The sequence below is a fragment of the Glacieibacterium frigidum genome, from assembly GCF_007097155.1.
In the GTDB taxonomy this organism is placed as follows: Bacteria; Pseudomonadota; Alphaproteobacteria; order Sphingomonadales; family Sphingomonadaceae; genus Glacieibacterium; species Glacieibacterium frigidum.
Genome location: NZ_VJWA01000002.1, coordinates 408,429 through 427,002 on the forward strand (window position 1 = coordinate 408,429; position 18,574 = coordinate 427,002).

The following is an 18,574-nucleotide window of genomic DNA, read 5'->3' on the forward strand; positions in this document are numbered from 1 at the left end:
AGCGTACCGCGACGGACGATGCCGGCAACGCAACGTTGCGAGACGCGGCGGGCGCGTCGCCTAGGCCACTCACCCCACAAGCGAACGCCCGGGCCACTTGCGTGACCCGGGCGCTTGCCGTGCGTGTCAGGCGTTAGAACCCAAGCGTGAAAGTCGCCTTTACGCCGTTGTCGCTGTTGTTCTTGCCGATGATGCCGCTGTACCCGACGCCGAGCGAGGCCTTGTCGCCGATGCGGAAGTCGACCCCCGCCTCGCCGACGAAGCTGCTCTTGTCGAGCGCCACGCCGCGGATGGCGGCGTAGCTCGACGTGCCCTGGAACGCCGAGCGCGCGATCGGATCCCGGTCGCCGCTGATGTTCTGGTAGCCGAGCGAACCGCGCAGCGTCGCCGAGCCGCCGATTGCGGTGCTGCCGCGGACGCCGGCCGATGCCACCGTGATGTCGTACTTGGCATCGAGCTGCGTCAGAGCGGCAAACCCGCCCGCTTCGCTGTACCCGTCGAGGTCGTACTTGACGTACGCCAGGCGAGCGAACGGCTCGATCCGGACCGCGTCGGTCGCGGCGAGGTCGTAGGCCACTTCGCCAAACACCTGGTACACCGTGCCGTCGGTGTCGCTGCTCAGCGACTGGGTGATGCGCGCCGTGCCGATACCGCGTGAGGTTTCGCCCTTCACGCTGCTGATCGCCGCACCCGCACCAACCGCGAAGCCGCCCGCCGGACGGTAGCCGATGTAAGCGCCGCCGCCGGTGCTCTCGATGTTGCCCTTGCCGAGCGCCTGCGTGTCCACATCCGAGTGGATGTAGTTGAACATCGCGCCGACCTTCACGTCGCCGAAGCTGTAGTCGATGCCCGCGATGACACCCTTGGCCTCGATGTCGAGTGCCGCGCCGTTGCCGTCACCATCGGTGTCGGTCCACGACCCGATGCCGCGCGCCCACAGCGTCGTCGAATGGTCGCCGTTGGTGGTCGTCGTCGCGGCGTCGCCGTCCTTCAGCGTCGCACCCAGCCGGTCGAACGCGGCCTCGCGGACGTAGCGCGTGTCGGCGAGTGCCGTCCGGCTGTTCGCGGTCCCGATCTCGCCGGTGAACTGGTTGAGCGATGCGGTCAGCGCCGCGCCGTTCAGCAGGTACAGGCCGAAGAAGTTCTGCGGGTTGAACCCGCCCGTCACCGCGGCATCGAGTGCACCGGCGATGGCGTTGGTGTTCGCCGTGCCGCCGGCACCCTGGGCGCCCGCGATCGATCCCGGAGCGAGGCGGATCATGACGTCGTTGGTGCCGTAGATCACCGTCGGAACGAACGCCTGGCCGAACTGCCCGAGGCTAGTCGAGGCGAACGTCCCCGAACGCGCGCCGGTCGAGGTCAGGATCGTGTAGCTGGTGTTGAACAGCATCGGCGCGTTGGTCGGCGAGACCACCAGGTTCGACCCGGCAATGTTCGCAGTCCCCGTCACCGCGACCCGGTCGGACGTCGTCCCGGCGATGTCGATCGAGTAGGTCGAGCCCGCCGCGAGCGTCAGGTTGCCATTTACGTTGACCGTGCCGGCGGTGTTGGCAGTTACACCGGGGGCGAGCGTACCGCCCGACAGGACGCTCGTTGCGCCGACCGTACCGTTGCCGCCGAGCGTTGCGCCCGACTGGACCGTGACTGCCGAGGGGCCGATTGAACCGAGGACAAGGAGGCGCCCCGCAGCGGCCGACGTCGCGCCGGTGTAGGTGCTGTTCCCGGTGAGGATCAGGGTACCGCTGCCGACCTTGGTGATGCTGCCCGTGCCGCTGATCACGCCGCTCAGCGCGAAGATGCCCGTGCCGCTGTCGACACGACCCGCAGCCGTCGTCTGGATCGCGTTGGCGAGGGTCACCCCGGTGACCCCGGCCGCAAGCGTTGCGCCGTTGTTGATGGCGATCGCGCCCGAACCCGCGGCCGTGTTGGTGCCGACAGTGACGGCGCCCTGGTTGATGCCGAGGTTCACGAAGCTGTTGGCACCGTTGAGGACGAGGTTGCCCGTGCCGATTTGGCTGATCGAACCCGCGCCCGTGATCGTGCCGCTCAGCGTAAACACGCCCGCACCGCTGTCGACGCGACCACCACCGGTGGTGACGATCTGGTTGGCGATGGTCAGACCCGAGACGCCAGCGGCGAGGATGCCGCCGTTGTTGATGGCGATCGCGCCGATGCCCGCCGCCGTATTGGTGCCGAGCGTCACCGTGCCCTGGTTGATGCCCAGGTTGGTGAAGCTGTTCGCACCGTTCAGCACGAGGTTGCCCGTGCCGATCTGGCTGATCGAGCCCGCGCCGGCGATTGCGCCCGTCAGCGTGAAGGTTCCGGTGCCGCTGTCGATGCGTCCACCGCCGGTCGTGACGATGAAGTTCGACAGCGTCAGGCCGCTGACGCCGGCAGCGAGAATGCCGCCTTCGTTGATGGCGATGCTGCCAACGCCCGCCGCGGTGTTGGTCCCCACCGTCACGCGACCCTGGTTAATGCCGAGGTTCACGAAGCTGTTAGCGCCGTTCAGCACGAGATTGCCCGTGCCGATCTGCGAGATCGAGCCCGCGCCCGCGATGGCGCCGGTCAGGGTGAAGGTGCCGGCGCCGCTGTCGATGCGCCCACCGCCTGTCGTTATGATGAAGTTCGACAGCGTCAGCCCGCTGACCCCGGCGGCGAGGATGCCGCCGTCGTTGATCGCGATGCTGCCGACGCCGGCCGCGGTGTTGGTCCCGACCGTGACGCGGCCCTGGTTGATGCCCAGGTTCACGAAGCTGTTGGCCCCGTTCAGGACGAGGTTGCCCGTGCCGATCTGCGAGATCGAACCCGCGCCCGCGATCGCGCCGGTCAGCGTGAACACCCCGGCACCGCTGTCGATGCGACCGCCACCGGTGGTGACGATATTGTTGGCGATGGTCAGCCCCGACACGCCGGCGGCGAGGATGGCACCGTCGTTGATCGCAATGCCGCCGCTGCCCGCCGCGGTGTTGGTGCCGAGCGTCACGCGACCCTGGTTGACGCCCAGGTTCACGAAGCTGTTGTTGCCGTTGAGGACCAGGTTGCCCGTCCCGATCGAGCTGATCGAGCCCGCACCGGCGATGTTCCCGGCAAGCGTGAACACACCCGAACCTTGGTCGACGCGGCCCCCGCCCGTGGTGACGATGTCATTCGTCAGCGTCAGGCCCGAAACACCCGCCGCAAGGATCGCGCCGTCGTTGATCGCGATCCCGCCGCTGCCCGCCGCCGTATTCGTGCCGACGGTGACGGTGCCCTGGTTGATGCCGAGGTTCACGAAGCTGTTGTTGCCGTTCAGCACGAGGTTGCCCGTGCCGATCGAGCTGATCGAGCCCGCACCGGCGATATTGCCGGCGAGGGTGAAGACACCCGAACCCTGATCGACGCGACCGCCACCCGTGGTGACGATGCCGTTGCTGATAGTCAGCCCCGAAATGCCCGCCGCGAAGATCGCCCCGTCGTTGATCGCGATGCCGCCGCTGCCTGCTGCGGTGTTGCTGCCGACGGTGACCGTGCCCTGGTTGATCCCCAGGTTCACGAAGCTGTTGTTGCCGTTGAGCACGAGATTACCCGTACCGATCGCGCTGATCGAGCCGGCCCCCGCGATGTTCCCGGCGAGGGTGAACACGCCCGCACCCTGGTCGACCCGACCGCCGCCCGTGGTGACGATGTTGTTCGTCAGCGTCAGACCGGAGACACCCGCCGCAAGGATCGCGCCGTCGTTGATCGCGATGCCGCCGCTGCCGGCTGCGGTGTTCGTGCCGACGGTAACCGTCCCCTGGTTGATCCCCAGGTTCACGAAGCTGTTGTTGCCGTTGAGGACAAGGTTGCCCGTACCGATCGAGCTGATCGAGCCGGCGCCGGCAATGTCGCCGTCAAGCGTGAACACGCCCGACCCCTGGTCGACGCGGCCGCCGCCCGTCGTGACGATGTCGTTGGCCAGCGTGATCCCGGAGACACCCGCTGCGAGGATGGCGCCGCCGTTGATCGCGATGCCGCCGCTGCCGGCTGCGGTGTTCGTCCCGACGGTGACCGTCCCTTGGTTGATGCCCAGGTTCACGAAGCTGTTGTTGCCGTTCAGAACCAGATTGCCCGTGCCGATCGCGCTGATCGAGCCGGCGCCGGCAATGTCGCCGTCGAGCGTGAAGATGCCCGGGCCCGAGTTGACGCGGCCGCCGCCCGTCGTGACGATGTCATTCGCCAGCGTGAGGCCCGAGACACCCGCCGCGAGGATCGCGCCGTCGTTGAGCGCGATACCGCCGCTGCCGGCTGCGGTATCGCTGCCGACAGTGACCGTGCCTTGGTTGATGCCCAGGTTCACGAAGCTGTTGTTGCCGTTGAGCACGAGGTTGCCGGTGCCGATCGCGCTGATCGACCCGGCGCCGGCGATGTCGCCGTCGAGCGTGAACACGCCCGCCCCCTGATCGACGCGACCGCCACCCGTCGTGACGATATCGTTGGCCAGCACGAGGCCCGAGACGCCCGCCGCAAGGATTGCGCCGTCGTTGATCGCGATGCCGCCCACGCCTGCGGCCGTGTTCGTACCGACCGTCACCGTGCCCTGGTTGATGCCAAGGTTCACGAAGCTGTTGTTGCCATTGAGCACGAGGTTGCCCGTGCCGATCTGCGAGATCGAGCCGGCGCCGCCGATGCTGCCGCTGAGCGTGAACACGCCCGAGCCCGAGTCGATACGGCCGCTGCCGGTCGTGACGATGTAGTTCGCGACCGTCAGCCCCGAGACACCCGCCGCCAGGATCGTGCCGTCGTTCAGCGCGATGCCGCCGATGCCCGCTGCGGTGTTGGTGCCGACGGTGACGGTCCCCTGGTTGATGCCCAGGTTGGTGAAGCTGTTGTTCCCGTTGAGCACGAGATTGCCCATGCCGATCGCGCTGATCGAGCCCGCGCCGCCGATGTCGCCGTTGAGCGTGAAGGTGCCCGGGCCCTGGTTAACCCGGCCGTCGCCCGTCGTGACGATGTCGTTGGCGAGCGCGAGGTTGTCGGCTCCCGCTGCGAGGATCGTGCCATCGTTCAGCGCAATGCCGCCGATGCCCGCCGCAGTGTTGGTGCCGACGGTGACGGTGCCCCGGTTGATGCCGAGGTTCACGAAGCTGTTGTTGCCGTTGAGCACGAGATTGCCCGTGCCGATCGCACTGATCGAGCCCGCGCCGCCGATGTCGCCATTAAGCGTAAAGGTGCCGGGGCCCTGGTTGACCCGGCCGCTGCCCGTCGTGACGATGTCGTTCGCCAGCGTCAGGCCGCTAACCCCCGCCGCCAGGATCGTGCCGTCGTTCAGCGCGATGCCGCCGATGCCCGCCGCGGTATTGGTGCCGACGGTCACCGTGCCCTGATTGATACCAAGGTTCACGAAGCTGTTGTTGCCGTTCAGCACGAGATTGCCCGTGCCGATCGCACTGATCGAGCCCGCGCCGCCGATGTCGCCATTCAGCGTGAAGGTGCCCGGGCCCTGGTTGACGCGGCCGCTGCCCGTCGTGACGATGTCGTTCGCCAGCGCCAGACCGTCCGCGCCCGCTGCGAGGATTGTGCCGTCGTTGAGCGCAATGCCGCCGATGCCCGCCGCAGTATTCGTGCCGACAGTGACCGTGCCCTGGTTGATGCCAAGGTTGGTGAAGCTGTTGTTGCCGTTGAGCACGAGGTTGCCCGTGCCGATCGCGCTGATCGAGCCCGCGCCGCCGATGTCGCCATCGAGGGTGAACACGCCCGGGCCCTGATTGACCCGGCCGCTGCCCGTCGTGACGATGTCGTTGGCAAGCGCCAGGCCGGTGACGCCCGCCGCGAGGATCGTGCCGTCGTTGATCGCAATCTCACCGATACCCGCCGCGGTATTGGTCCCGACGGTCACCGTGCCCGCGTTGATCCCGAGATTCACGAAGCTGTTGTTGCCGTTGAGCACGAGGTTGCCCGCGCCGATCGCGCTGATCGAGCCCGCGCCGCCGATATTGCCGTTGAGGGTGAACGTGCCCGGGCCCTGATTGACCCGGCCGCTGCCCGTCGTCGTGATGGCATTGGCCAGCACCAGCCCATCGGCACCCGCGGCGAGTGTCGTGCCGCCGTTGATCGTGATGCCGCCGACGCCGCCCGCGGTACTCGTACCGACGGTGACGGTGCCTGCCACGATGTTCAAGCCGACGTAGCTGTTGTTGCCGTTGAGGACGAGATTGCCTGCACCGACCGCGCTGATCGAGCCCGCACCCGAGATGTCGCCGTTGAGCGTGAACACGCCCGGACCCTGGTTGACCGAAGCGACACCCGCCGTGGTGATCGCGTTGGCAAGCGCCAGCCCGTTCGCACCGGCAGCGAGCGTCGTGCCGTCAGCCATGGCGATGCCGGCGGCGCCGGCGGCCGTGTTGGTGCCGACGGTGACCGTCCCGTTATCGATGGTCAGGCCGGCGAAGCTGTTGTTGCCGTTGAGGACGAGATTGCCTGCGCCGATCGCGGTGATCGAGCCCGCGCCGCCGATGTTGCCGGCAAGGGTGAAGGTCCCCGGCCCGGCGTCGACCTGCGCATTGCCGGTCGTCGTGATCGCGTTCGCAACCGACAGGCCATCCGCCCCGGCCGCGAGCGTCGCATCGCCGATCGTCACTGCACCGGTGCTGAGCGCGGTGTTCGAGCCGACGACGACGGTTCCGCCGGTGATCGTCGTACCGCCGGCGTAGCTGTTCTCGCCGTTGAGAACGAGCGTACCGGCGCCCTGCTTCGCGAGCGAGCCTGCGCCGGTCACCTGCGACGCGATCGTCGCGGTCACGCCGCCGCTCGTCGAGACGAAGGCAGGCACGTTGAAGTTGAGCGCTGCACCCTGGAGGAGGTACCCGTCGGTGGTGAACTGCAGGCCCTGCGCGGTCTGCGCCGTCGCCAGCGTGACCGTGCCCGCGGCCCCCGCGAACACCGCGACGCCACCCTGCCAGTTAGTGTTGAGCGCGCTGGGCGCGTCGGTGGTCCAGTTGGTGTTGAGCGCGTTCCACGTCCCCGTGCCACCATTGATCGCGCCGTTGCCGGCGAAATCGGCGCCGTCCCAGTACTGGACGAGCGTGCCCGGCGCGGTGATGATCAGATTGACCTGGCCCGGCACCAGCGTCTGGACGAGGCCGGTGAAGGCACCCGGCAGGCTGGCGATGCTGAGGCCGTTGTCGACCAGCGCTCCGCCGTAGGTGAACAGGTTGTAGACCCCGAGGCCGAAGGCGTTCGAGTCGGTCACCGTGAGCAGGCCGTCGAGCGTCAGGATGCCGCCGACCGTCGTGCGGTCGTTGAACGCGCCGCCGATGACGTTGGCCTGACCGAGCTCGTAGTTGACGAGCGTGAACGCACTGAGCGTCAGGTTTCCGCCGATCGCCAGCGTGCCGGGCGAGTTGCCGGGCGACAGGATGGCGCCGTTGGCGAGCGATACATTGCCGGCGATCGAGCCCGTGCCCGCCAGCGTCGCGCCACCGTTGACGATGGTGTCGCCGCCGCCGGTGAGGGCGCCGTTGACCTTCAGCGTGCCACCGTTGACCGTCGTCGATCCGGTGTAGGTCGACGTGCCGGTCAGGGTCAGCGTGTCGGTGCCGACCTTCGTGAAGCCCGACGCGCCCGAGATCACGCCGCCCAGCGTCAGGTCGCTCGACCCGCCGATGCTGTTCGAGGCACCACCCAGCGCGATGTTGTTGGCGAGCGTCACCGCACCGCCGCTGTTGTTGCGCAAGCCGGCCTGGTCGGCGAGCGTCAGCGTGCCAGTACCCAGCGAATTGGCGTTGGTGACGAGCACCTGCGCCGTCGTCGCGATCACGCCGCCGGCGAAGCTGTTGTTGCCGGCCAGCGTCAGCGTGCCGAAGTTGGCCGTGGTGATCGAGCCTGCGCCGCTGATCGGCCCGGTCAGCATCAGCGCGCTGCCGTTCGAGGTGTACGACCCCGTCATCTGGTCGATGACCGCCGTCGTGCCGGTCAGGTTGATCGTCAACGCACCGTTGAGCACCCCGGTGTTCGCTAGCGTGATCGCCGGCGCGCCCGAGATCAGCGTCGTGCCGCCGGCAGCGGTCAGCGTGCCCGTCCCGAGCGACAGGTTGTTGGTGACGCGGATCGTCCCGCCGTTGAGGTTGGTGCCGCCCGAATAGCTGTTGGCGTTGGTCAGGTTGATCGTGCCCGGACCGTTCTTCGCCAGCGTGCCCGGGGTCACACCGTCAGCGATGAGACCCGATAGCGTCCAGTTGTCACCGGCACCCTGCGTCAGAATGCTGCCCGTGCCGGCGATCGTGATCGCGTTCGGCGTCGTGAAGGTGCCGCCCGCAGTAACGAGCTGCGTGCCGTCGGACATCGCGATCGTGCCAGTGCCCGCCGAGGCGCCGTTGTAGACGACGACGGTGCCGTTGTTGATGTCGGTTCCGCCGCTGTAGGTGTTCGAGTTCTCGAGGAACAGCACGCCCGAGCCGGTCTTGATCAGGCGCCCGTTGCCCGAAATCAGGCCCGGCGTCGCGAACAGGAAGGCGCCCGTGTCGATCGTCGCTGCACCGTTGAGCGCGATTGCGTTGGCGATGTTCAGGCCCTCGGCGCCCGCGACGAGGGTCGTGGCGTCCGCCATCGCCAGCTGGCCACCACCGAGTGCGGTGTTGGTGAAGATCCGGATCGTGCCGGCGTTGAGCTGCGTGCCCCCGGCGTAGCTGTTGTTGCCCGACAGGTTGAGCGTGCCTGCGCCGGTCTTGGCGATGCTGCCGGTGCCGCTGACCGTGTTGGTCAGGCCGAGGGTGAAGCCCTGCGTGTTGATCGTGGTGGCGCCGGTCACCGTGACCGCATTCGCCAGCGACACCGATGCCGCCGCGAGCAGCCCGGTGGCGTTCGCCAGCGCGACGTTGCCGAGGCCGAGCGCCTGATTGTTTGCGACGCCGATGACGCCCTCGTTGACGCTGAACAGGCCCGAATTGGTGTTCGCGGCGCTGAGGATCAGCGTGCCGGTGCCGATCTTGGCGAGCGGCCTCACGCCGGTCTCCGAGATCACGCCCGACTGGGTCGCGACGGCACTGCCCAGCACCTGGAGGTTTGTGCTGTTGCTGTTGACGTTGATCGTCCCGCCGTTGTCGATGCCGTCGAGGTAATTGATCGTCGAACCCGTCGTCTCGATGCCGCCGGTGCCCGACGCGGTGTTGCTGCCCAGCGTCAGCGTGCCCGCGGTCAGCAGGATGCCGCCCGAGAAGCCGTTGTTGTTGCCCGACAGCGCGAGCTCGCCCGAGCCGACCTTGGTCAGGCGGCCGGTGCCGTTGAAATTGCCGGCGAAGCTGCCGCTATTCGCGCCGGTGTCGATGGCACTGTCTTCTTCCACGATGACGCCGCGCGTCGAGGTCACGGCACCGGTGAGGCGCAGCGTCGCGCTGCTGACGCCGTCGACGCCGAGGCGCAGCACGCCACTCGCCTGGCCGAGATTGGCATCGCTGCCGATCGACAGGGTGCCGGCGGCGGCGTTGGTGCCGCCTTCATAGGTGTTGACGCCGGTCAGCGTCATCACGCCGCTGCCCGACTTGGAGAGCGTTGCCGGGCCGGAAATGACGCCGTTGAGCGTCGCATCGAAGGCGCCCGTATCGATTTCGGCGTTGTTGTTCAGGGCGATGTTGCGACCGCTGGTGAAATTGCCGGTGAGTTGCAGGATCTTCGTCGCGACGCCGGTGAAATCGATCGCGCCGCCCGCCGCGCCGAGATTGCCGTCGTTGGCGACCGACAGCGTGCCCGAGCGGATCGACGTGCCGCCCTGATAGCTGTTAGCGCCCGTCAGCACGAGCGTGCCGCTGCCCTGCTTGACCAGCGTTCCGGTGCCCGAGACGGTGCCGCTCAGCGTCAGCAGATTGTTGCTGGGGTTGATCCCGGCGTTGCCGGTGAGCGCGATGTCGTTCGCGATGATCAGCCCGTCGATGCCGGTGAAGATGCCGGCACCGTCGGCGATCGCGACTGCGCCGGTTCCGAACGCGGTGTTGTCGTCGGCGCGAAGCACGCCTGCGTTGACGAAGGTGCCGCCCGAATAGCTGTTGGCATTGCTCAACCGCAGGTCGAACGCGCCCGTCTTGGTCAGCGAGCCCGTGCCCGAGATGAGGCCCGTGAGCGATGCGTTACCGGTGCCGGTGACGAAGGTCCCGCCGGTGCCACCGGCACCGTTGATCAGGATGTCGTTGGCAAAGCCCGAATCGAGCACGACGGTCGTGCCCGCATTCACGGTGAACTGACCCGCACCCAGCGCGCCCGTCGAGGTCACCTGCAGCGTGCCCGCCACGACGTTCACGCCGCCCAGGAAGCTGTTGGCGCCGCCGAGGACCAGCGTGCCGTTACCTGTCTTGTTGATGCCGTTCGCGCCGCTGATCGCCGCGTTGATCGTCGTCGTGACGCCGTCCTGCGTCTCGATCTCGCCGATCGCGCTGGGGCGCAGCGTGCCGCCGCCGTCGGTCAGCAGATAGTCGGTGACACGGAACGACAGCATGTCGAAATCGAGCGCGTCCGCGACCGACACGGTGCCGCCGACGGTCTGGAAGATGCCCGTACCGCTGCCCCAGGCGCCGTTGACCGCACCGGTCTCGGTCGTCCAGTTCATGTTCGCGGTGTTCCAGGTGCCGCTGCCCCCGTCGACGGTGCCGTCGCCCGCCATGTCGGCGCCGTCCCAATAGACGGTGCTGCCGATGCTGAGGATCAGATTGACCTGGTTCGCGGTCGACGTGTCGATGGTGAAGTTCGTGGCATTGAAACCGATCGGCACGCTGCCGATCAGCAGGCCAAAGTCGTTCAGCGCACCGCCGTAGTTGATCAGGCGGTAGGTGCCGGTGGTGAAGCCGGGCAGTGCCGCGATGTTGATCGTACCGTCGAGCAGCAGGTTGTTGTTGACGACGATGAGGTCGTTCGGCGAGCCGACGACACCCGGCGTCTGCAGACCGAAATTCAGGTTCGTCGCGTCGTCGAGGAAGAGATTGTCGAAAATCAGCGTGCTGGCCGGCGCGAGCGTGCCGCCGTTGCTGCTCGTGGTGCCGACGATCGTCCCCGAACCGGTGAGCGTGCCGCCCGCATTGATGGTGGTGCCACCGCCGCCAACGAGATTGCCCTGGAGGTTCAGCGTGCCACCGTTGACGGTCGCCGAACCGGTGAAGGTGCTGTTGCCGGTCAGCGTCAGCGTGTCGGCGCCGATCTTGATGAGGTTGCCCGTGCCGCCGATCGAGCCCAGCGTGAGGTCGTTCGTGCCGCCGACGGTCGACGTGCCGGTCAGCGAAAGGGCGTTGGCGATCACCAGCGCCGAGCCGCTGTCGTTGCGCAAAGCGGCATTGTCGAGAACGACGCTGCTGTTGCCGAACGCCGCAGCGTTGCCGACACGCACGATGCTGCGATCGACGGTGAAGGTGCCGCCGAAGCTGTTCGCCGCGGCCAGCGTCAGGTCGCTGTACGGGCTGAGCACGATCGGGCCTGCGCCGCTGACCGCACCGTTGAGCGTGACGACGCTGCCGTCGGTCGAGACGACCCCGGTCATGAAATTGTCGAGGATGCTGTTGCCGTTGGTCGCGAACGTCGTCGAGCCGTTGACGATGATCGGGTTGGCGAGGGTCAGCGTGCGCGGCGTCGAGCCGAACTGTACGGTCGTGCCCATCGCCGTGGTCAGCGTGCTCGATGCCGCGCCCAGCGAATCGTTATTTTCGATGACCAGCGTGCCGGTATCGAGCACGACGCCGCCGGAGAAGGTGTTGGTGGCTGCGAGGACCAGCGTGCCGGGACCCGACTTGGTGATGCCGCCAGCGCCGGTGATCGGCGCCGCAACGGTGAAGACGTTTGCCGCGTCGGCGATGTCGATCGCGCCGGTGCCGAGCAGCGTGAACGCGCGGCTCGTCGTGGTGAACGCGGCGCCGGTGACGCGCAGCGCCCCGCCGTCGAAGGTGACACCGCCGGTGGCGTTGCCGAGCCGGTTGTTGGCGCCGACCGACAGCGTGCCGCCGCGCAGGGTCGTGCCGCCCGAATAATTATTGGCCAAAGTCAGCGTCAGCGTCCCCGCGCCAGCCTTGATCAAGCCGCCGGACGTCATCGCCGTCGCGTTGTTGACGTTGTCGGTCAGGACCATGTCGAAACCATTGGTGTCGACGGTCAGGTCGGCGGTCAGCCGGACGAGGTTTTCGATCGATACGTTGTTGTAGGCCTTCAGCGTCGCCGGCCCGGCGACGAGCAGCGCCGTGTCGGCACCGCCGAGGGACAGGTTGTTGCCGACCCCGAGCGTGCCGCCCTGCAGCTGCGTCGTCCCGGTATAGGTGTTCGCGCTGCGCAGGATGACGGTGCCGCTTGCCCCCTGCACGACCAGATTGCCGGTGCCCGACACCACGCCCGCGATGTCCAGAACCTGGGCATCCGGCGCGACGAAGGTCGTCTGCGCATTGGCGACGATGTTGTTCGACAGGAGCGCGCTGACGCCGCTGGTGCCGATCGCCGATGCCGGGCCGACGACGACGGCCTGGGCGACATCGCCCAGCACATTATCGCCGCCGAGACGCAGCGTACCACCCTGCAGGAAGGTGCCGCCCGAATAGGTGTTGCCGGTGTTGGCGATCGTCAGGGTACCGCCGCCGGTCTTCGTCAGCGATCCGGTCCCCGAGATGACGCCGGCCAGAACGGTCGAGGAGCCCGGCTCGATCGTACCGTCGGCGCTCAGGACGATGTCGTTCGCGAGCGTCACGTTGGTGCCGAGCGCCCGGAGGATCGAACCGGCGCCGATGACCTCGACCGTGCCGGTGCCGAGCGACAGGCTGGTGCCGAAACCCAGAGTGCCGCCAGCCAACGTCGTTCCGCCGCTGTACGTGTTGTCGGCGAGCAGGTCCTGGCGGCCCGCGCCGGTCTTCGCCAGGCTGATCTCGTTGCCCGCCGTCTCGACGATGCTGCCCGCGAAGGAGTTGGTCACCCCCGGATTGGTGGTCAGCGTCGCCGTGCCGCCCGAGGTGTTGCGGATGATGCCCGACTGATAGAAGCCGCGTACCGTCTGGTCGTAGCCGGCGAGTTCGAGCACCGCACCGACCCGCAGGCGCGAATTGAACGAGAGGGTGTTGTCCGCCCCGGTGGTCAGCGTCCCGCTGACGATGCTGGTTTCGCCCGAATTCGTGTTGGCACCGGTCAGGGTGACGTTGCCCGAACCGAGCTTGCGGAAGGTGAGGACGCCGCCACCGTCACGGAGCACGCCGTTGAAGGTGAAGTCAGCAGCGCTCGCCAGGTTGAAGACGCCATTTTCGATGAAATCGGATTCCGTCATGGTCGTTGGATCGATGAAATTGGGTCGCGTGACGGTGCCGCCCATCAGGTCGTAGGTGACCGCGCCGACCGGCGTCGCGGTCATTGCCGCGCCAGCCAGGAGAAGTGCGAGAATCGAGCGCTTGCCGCGGCGCGCCATGTCCGTGCCAACCACACCAGCGCCTGAAATCAACGCGCTACGCGATTCGACCATCTGAAATACCCCTCAAAGTGCGGCAATGCCCGTTGCCGATGGGTTACCTAGACCGGATGCGCAACGAATATCAAGCCGGATAAGTCCAATTCGGACAACGTCATGGTGGTGTCATATCTGTTGCGGTGCGGCATGGCTGGTTGCCCGCCGCCGCATAAACGGATAGCGATGTTCTGGGTCCGTTCGGGTGGAGGACGTGAGTGGAAATGATCGTCGCGGCGACTGCCGCACTGATTTTGGCCGGGCTGCTCGGCTGGCTGGCGTGGGGCCGGCCGGCTGCGGCCTTGCGCAGCGAGCGCGACGCGGCACGAGCCGAGGCGGAGGCGCAGCGTGCCGAGGCGGCACGGCAGCGCGAGGAGCGTGGCCGGCATGCGGTCGAGGTCCGGATGCTGCAGGACCGCCTGAACGAACTCGCGGGCGCCGAGACCGGGCGCGCAGCGCTCGCGGCCGAGCTTGCCGCGCAGCAGGCGGCGCAGGGCGAGCGCGACCGGGCGCATGCCGCCGAGGTGGCGCGCACGGCCGAGAAGTTCGAGGCACTCGCGGCAAAGGCGCTCGACGGGGCTCAGGCGCGCATGGCCGAGACCGCCGAAGCGTTGCTGACGCGCCACCGTGAAGTGGCGGGCGTGGGGCTTGAAGCCAATCGCGTACAGCTGGCCGAGCTGATCGCGCCGATGCGCGAGACATTGGGCAAGTACGAGGCGCAGCTCGGCGAGATCGAGAAGGTCCGCGCCGAGGGCTATCACCAGCTGACGCAATTGCTCGATCAGGTCGCCAAGGGACAGGACCGGGTCAGCGGCGCGACCGCGCGGCTGGAGACGGTGCTGCGCTCGTCGGGCAAGGCGGCGGGGCGCTGGGGCGAGGAGCAGTGCCGCAACGTGCTGGAACTCGCGGGCCTGGTCGACGGCATCGATTTCGTCGCGCAGACGTCGGAAGGCAGCGACGACAACCGCCGCCCCGACTTCATCGTCACCCTGCCCGGCGACCGCAAGCTGGTGATCGACGTCAAATGCTCGCTCGACGCATATATGGCGGCGGCGGGATCAGACGCCGACGACGAGCGCGCGCGGCACCTGTCCAGTCACGCACGCGCGGTGCGCAGCCACGCGACCGGTCTTGCCTCCAAGGCGTACGAGAAATCGGTCGGCGGTGCGGTCGATTTCGTCGTGCTGTTCGTGCCCGGCGAGAATTTCCTGTCGGCGGCGTTCGAGCATGACCGGGCGCTGATGCACGACTTCATGTCGAAGCGGCTGGTGCTGGCGGGGCCGATCAACCTGATCGCCGTGGCGCGCACCGTCGCGGCGATGCGCGACCAGGCACGGCTGGCGAAGCAGGCGGCCGAGATCGCCAAGCTGGGGCGCGAACTCTACGATTCGATCCGCCTGATGGGCGGCAGCGCGGCGGCCGTGCAGAAGAGCCTCGAGAGCGCGGTCACCAGCTGGAACAAGTTCTCCGGCCAGCTCAACGGGCGGGTGCTGTCGCGATCGAAGAAGTTTGAGGCGCTCGGCGCGACGACCGGGATCGAGGCGGTTGCCGAACTGACCGCGATCGAGGCGGTGCCGATGCTGCCTTCCGCTGTTGATTTCGCGCCGCCTGCAACGCAGGTCGCCGCATAGCTGCCAGAGCAGAGCCTGACGCCAGTGGAATTGTACGGAACCGTCCCTTATCTGGGCGGTTCTGCGACAGGCGAGAGCATAGGCTTAACTGGAGTTATTGACGTGGACTGGGCGGCGCGAGATGTGTGGACGGCAGCGCGGGGCATCGACCTCGCCGGCCGCCGCGTGCTTGTCGTCGAAGACGAGATCCTGGTCGCCGCGACGATCGAGTGCGAGGTCATGAGCGCCGGAGCGGAGATCGTCGGCCCGGCGTACACGGTCGAGGAGGCGCTGGCGCTTGCCGATGAGCCCGTTGACGTCGCGCTGCTCGATATCAACCTGAACGGCGTGAAGGTCTGGGACGTGGCCCGGAAGCTTTACGAGCGCGGCGTCCCGATCATTTTCGCCAGCGCCAACGTCAACGGCGAGCACGCGATTCCGTCGCCGTTCGACAAGGCGCCGCGCTTCGACAAGCCGGTTCGCATGGCGGCAATGCTCAAGGCGCTCGCTGAACTGACGGCTCGCGACGCGAGCCCCCGGCACGCCTGAGGCTCAGGTGTCCGCCCAGCGGCGGACGAGATTGTGGTATAGACCGGTCAGCTGCACGACATGGGCGCTACCGATGCCGCGTTCGGCGGCAAGAGCCTGGATCGTGCCGTCGAGATCGAACAGCATCGCCCGCGCCGCATCGTCGCGAACCATCGACTGGACCCAGAAGAAGCTGGCCAGGCGGCACCCCCGCGTCACCGGCTCGACACGGTGCAGGCTCGATGCCGGATAGAGTACCAGATCACCGGCGGCGAGCTTGACCGACTGGGCGCCATAGACGGTTTCGACGACCAGCTCGCCGCCGTCGTAGCTGTCGGGGTCGCTGAGAAACAGGGTCGCCGACAGATCGGTGCGCAGCTTGACCGGCGTGCCGCGCACCGGGCGGATCGCGTTGTCTATATGCGTGCCGAACGACTGTCCGCCGGCGTAGCGGTTGAACAGCGGCGGGAAGGTGCGGTGCGGCAGGGCCGCCGAGACGAAAGTCGGCGCGGCGCCGAGCGCATCGAGGATGCGCGCCCCCCACTCGCGCGCCACCGGCGACGCCTCGGGCAGCTGGGCATTGTCCTTGACGGGTGCGGACTGCAACCCGGCGGTCGTCTTGCCGTCGACCCAGTCAGCGGCCTGAAGCGCAGCGGCGCAGGCAACAGCCTCGTGCGGCGGCAGGACGGCGGGGACGACGATCAGCATCCCTTGCCCCTACACCATCGCTGGGCCGGCGTCAGATCTTCACCCGCACCGACAGCAATGCCGACCGGCCCGGCGCGACATAGGCGAACGGCGTGCCGCTGCGGTAGATCGCGTCGTAATAGGTCTTGTTCGACAGGTTCAGCACGTTGAGCTGCACCTCGACCCGGTCGCTGACCATCGCACGCGCCGTCGCGTCGAAGCGCCAATACGCCGGAAGGTTGGCGGTGCCGCCGATCGTCGAGCCGCCGAAACGCTTCGAATTATAGCTCGCCTGCCCGCCGATGGTCAGCCGGTCCATGACTTTCCACGTCGTCAGCAGCGCGGCACTGTGCTTCGGGATGTTCGGAAACACGCCGCCCGCGGTGACCGGATTGGTCGTCGGGCGAACCTTGGCGTCGAGATAGGTGTATCCACCAAAAAAGCTGAGCTGCGGCGTCAGATTTCCCTGCGCGCCGAACTCGAAGCCGTCGACGCGCTGGTTGCCGACGAGCAGCTGCGTGCCGGTCAGCGGATCGACGACGCGGGCGTTGGTCTTGTCGGTGCGGAACACCGCCGCCGTCAGCAGCAGATGACCGCCCTCCCCCGCCTGATACTTGGCACCCGCCTCGTAGCTGCGGTTCTTTTCGGGATCGAGGCCCGCGGTCGGTGCGCCGAGCCCGCCGTAGGTGATGCCGCTGCCGTCGGTCTGCTCACCGCTCGGATTGGAAGATGAGGACGCCGAGACATACAGGGTTGCGGCGGGCACGGGCTTCCAGACGATGCCGGCGTTCCAGTTGAGGAAGTCGCTGTCGTTGCGCAGGTTGGTCACCGCGCCGTTCGCGGCGATGCTGGCGACCTGCACGCGGTAGTCGTCGTAGCGCAGTCCGCCGCTGATCTTGAGTTCGGGCGTCAGGTCGATCGTGTCGAGCGCATAGACCGACTTGGTGATGACCTTGGTCTCGGTACGCGTCCCCGCCAGCGCCCGCACCAGCGGGAAGGCGACGTCCGGATTCGGATTGAACAGGTTCTGGTTGATGATGATCGCCGGCACGATGATCGCGCCTTCGGCTTCCGAATTGGCGAAGGCGTAGGGGCGGTTGTTGATCACCTCGTGGCTGAAGTCCGTACCCGCCACCAGGCTGTGCTGCAGCCCGCCGGTCGAGAAGTCGGCGACCAGCTCGTTGACCGCCGCCCAGGCTTCGCTGGTCGCGTTGCGGTTCTTGGGGTTGGCGCGCACCGTCCACAGGTTCGGATCGGCGTTGGTGATGTTCGGGCTCTCGGGCGCCGAGGCGATATAGCTGTTGCGGTTCTCGCCGTAGCGCAGCTTGGAGGTCAGCTTGAACTTCTCGCTGACCCGCCACTCGGCGCGGACGGTGCCGATGTCGGCACGACCTTCGAGGAAGTCGCGTGCCTTGACGCCGTAGAAGTTGCTGCGGTCGACCTTGAACGGCTGCTGCGAGCGGCTGTCGAACGGAACGCCCCAGTCGGGGATGCCGTCGGCGGTCAAGTGGTAATAGTCGAATACCAGGTCGAAGTTCGGCGCGAGGTCGGCGTTGAGCGACACCGCGACGCCCCAGCGCTCGCTGGTCGTCACGTCGCGTCCGGCGACGTCGGCGTCGTGATACAGGCCGTTGACGCGCAGCTGGACGGTGTCGCTCAGCTCGGTGTTGGCATCGACGGTCAGGCGCTTGGTTTCGTCGGTCCCAGCGGTCGCCTCGACGATCGCGAAGTTGTTGGCCTGGGCGCGCTTGCTGACCAGGCTGACCGCACCGCCGGTGGTGCCGCGGCCGCCGAAGGTCGACGAGGGGCCCTTGACGATCTCGATCTGCTCGACCGCGAAAATCTCGCGGCTGGTCACGCCGGGGTCGCGCAATCCGTCGATATAAACGTCGTTTCGCGCATCGAAGCCGCGGATGAAGATGCGGTCGCCGAACGCGTTGCCGCCTTCGCCGGTGCCGAGCGTGATCCCCGGCTGGGTCCGCACGACGTCGCGGAACGACTTGGCGCCGATGTCCTCGATGACTTCCTTCGGGATGATGGTGATCGACTTGGGCGTGTCGGCGACGGGCTCGGTGAACTTTGCCGAGTCGGTCTTGTCGACCTTGTAGGGCGCCGACGGGTCGGCGAGCGGGTTCGCGGCCGGGCGCTGGCCGGTCACGACGATGTCGGCAGCGGCGGCGTCGTCCTCGGCATGGGCACCCCCTGCGATCGTGAGCGCCAGTGCGGCGGCGGGAAAACGAAGCGATCGGGGGATGCGGATGTTGCTCATGCATCGTTGGCTAATGCGAACGACTATCACACGCAAGTCTTTTGCGACGCATTCGCAACTTTGCCGCAGACGGCG

Annotated in this window: 5 protein-coding genes; 2 read left to right on the top strand and 3 right to left on the bottom strand. The window is 67.5% G+C overall.

What is annotated here, in order from left to right:
• Nucleotides 1-133: 133 nt before the first annotated feature.
• Entirely contained in the window at nucleotides 134-13,315 is a 13,182-nt protein-coding gene (locus FMM06_RS11505; RefSeq protein ID WP_185965165.1) for an autotransporter-associated beta strand repeat-containing protein, read from the bottom strand.
• A 314-nt stretch (nucleotides 13,316-13,629) separates the two neighbouring features.
• On the opposite strand from FMM06_RS11505, the gene FMM06_RS11510 reads away from it, so the two are divergent.
• Both FMM06_RS11510 and FMM06_RS11515 read left to right on the top strand, forming a co-directional pair.
• On the top strand, nucleotides 13,630-15,036 hold the full coding sequence (locus FMM06_RS11510; protein ID WP_235889369.1) for a DNA recombination protein RmuC: 1,407 nt from the start codon (nucleotides 13,630-13,632) through the stop codon (nucleotides 15,034-15,036).
• A 102-nt stretch (nucleotides 15,037-15,138) separates the two neighbouring features.
• On the top strand, nucleotides 15,139-15,564 hold the full coding sequence (locus FMM06_RS11515) for a response regulator (RefSeq protein WP_185965166.1): 426 nt from the start codon (nucleotides 15,139-15,141) through the stop codon (nucleotides 15,562-15,564).
• A 3-nt stretch (nucleotides 15,565-15,567) separates the two neighbouring features.
• Here FMM06_RS11515 and FMM06_RS11520 read toward each other — a convergent pair whose 3' ends face one another.
• Together FMM06_RS11520 and FMM06_RS11525 are read right to left on the bottom strand one after the other, a co-directional pair.
• Entirely contained in the window at nucleotides 15,568-16,251 is a 684-nt protein-coding gene (locus FMM06_RS11520; RefSeq protein ID WP_144237539.1) for a Fe2+-dependent dioxygenase, read from the bottom strand.
• Between the two features lie 31 nt (nucleotides 16,252-16,282).
• Nucleotides 16,283-18,499 carry a TonB-dependent receptor gene (locus FMM06_RS11525; protein WP_144237540.1) on the bottom strand — a complete coding sequence of 739 codons (2,217 nt, stop codon included), beginning with the start codon at nucleotides 18,497-18,499 and terminating at the stop codon, nucleotides 16,283-16,285.
• Between the last annotated feature and the right edge of the window lie 75 nt (nucleotides 18,500-18,574).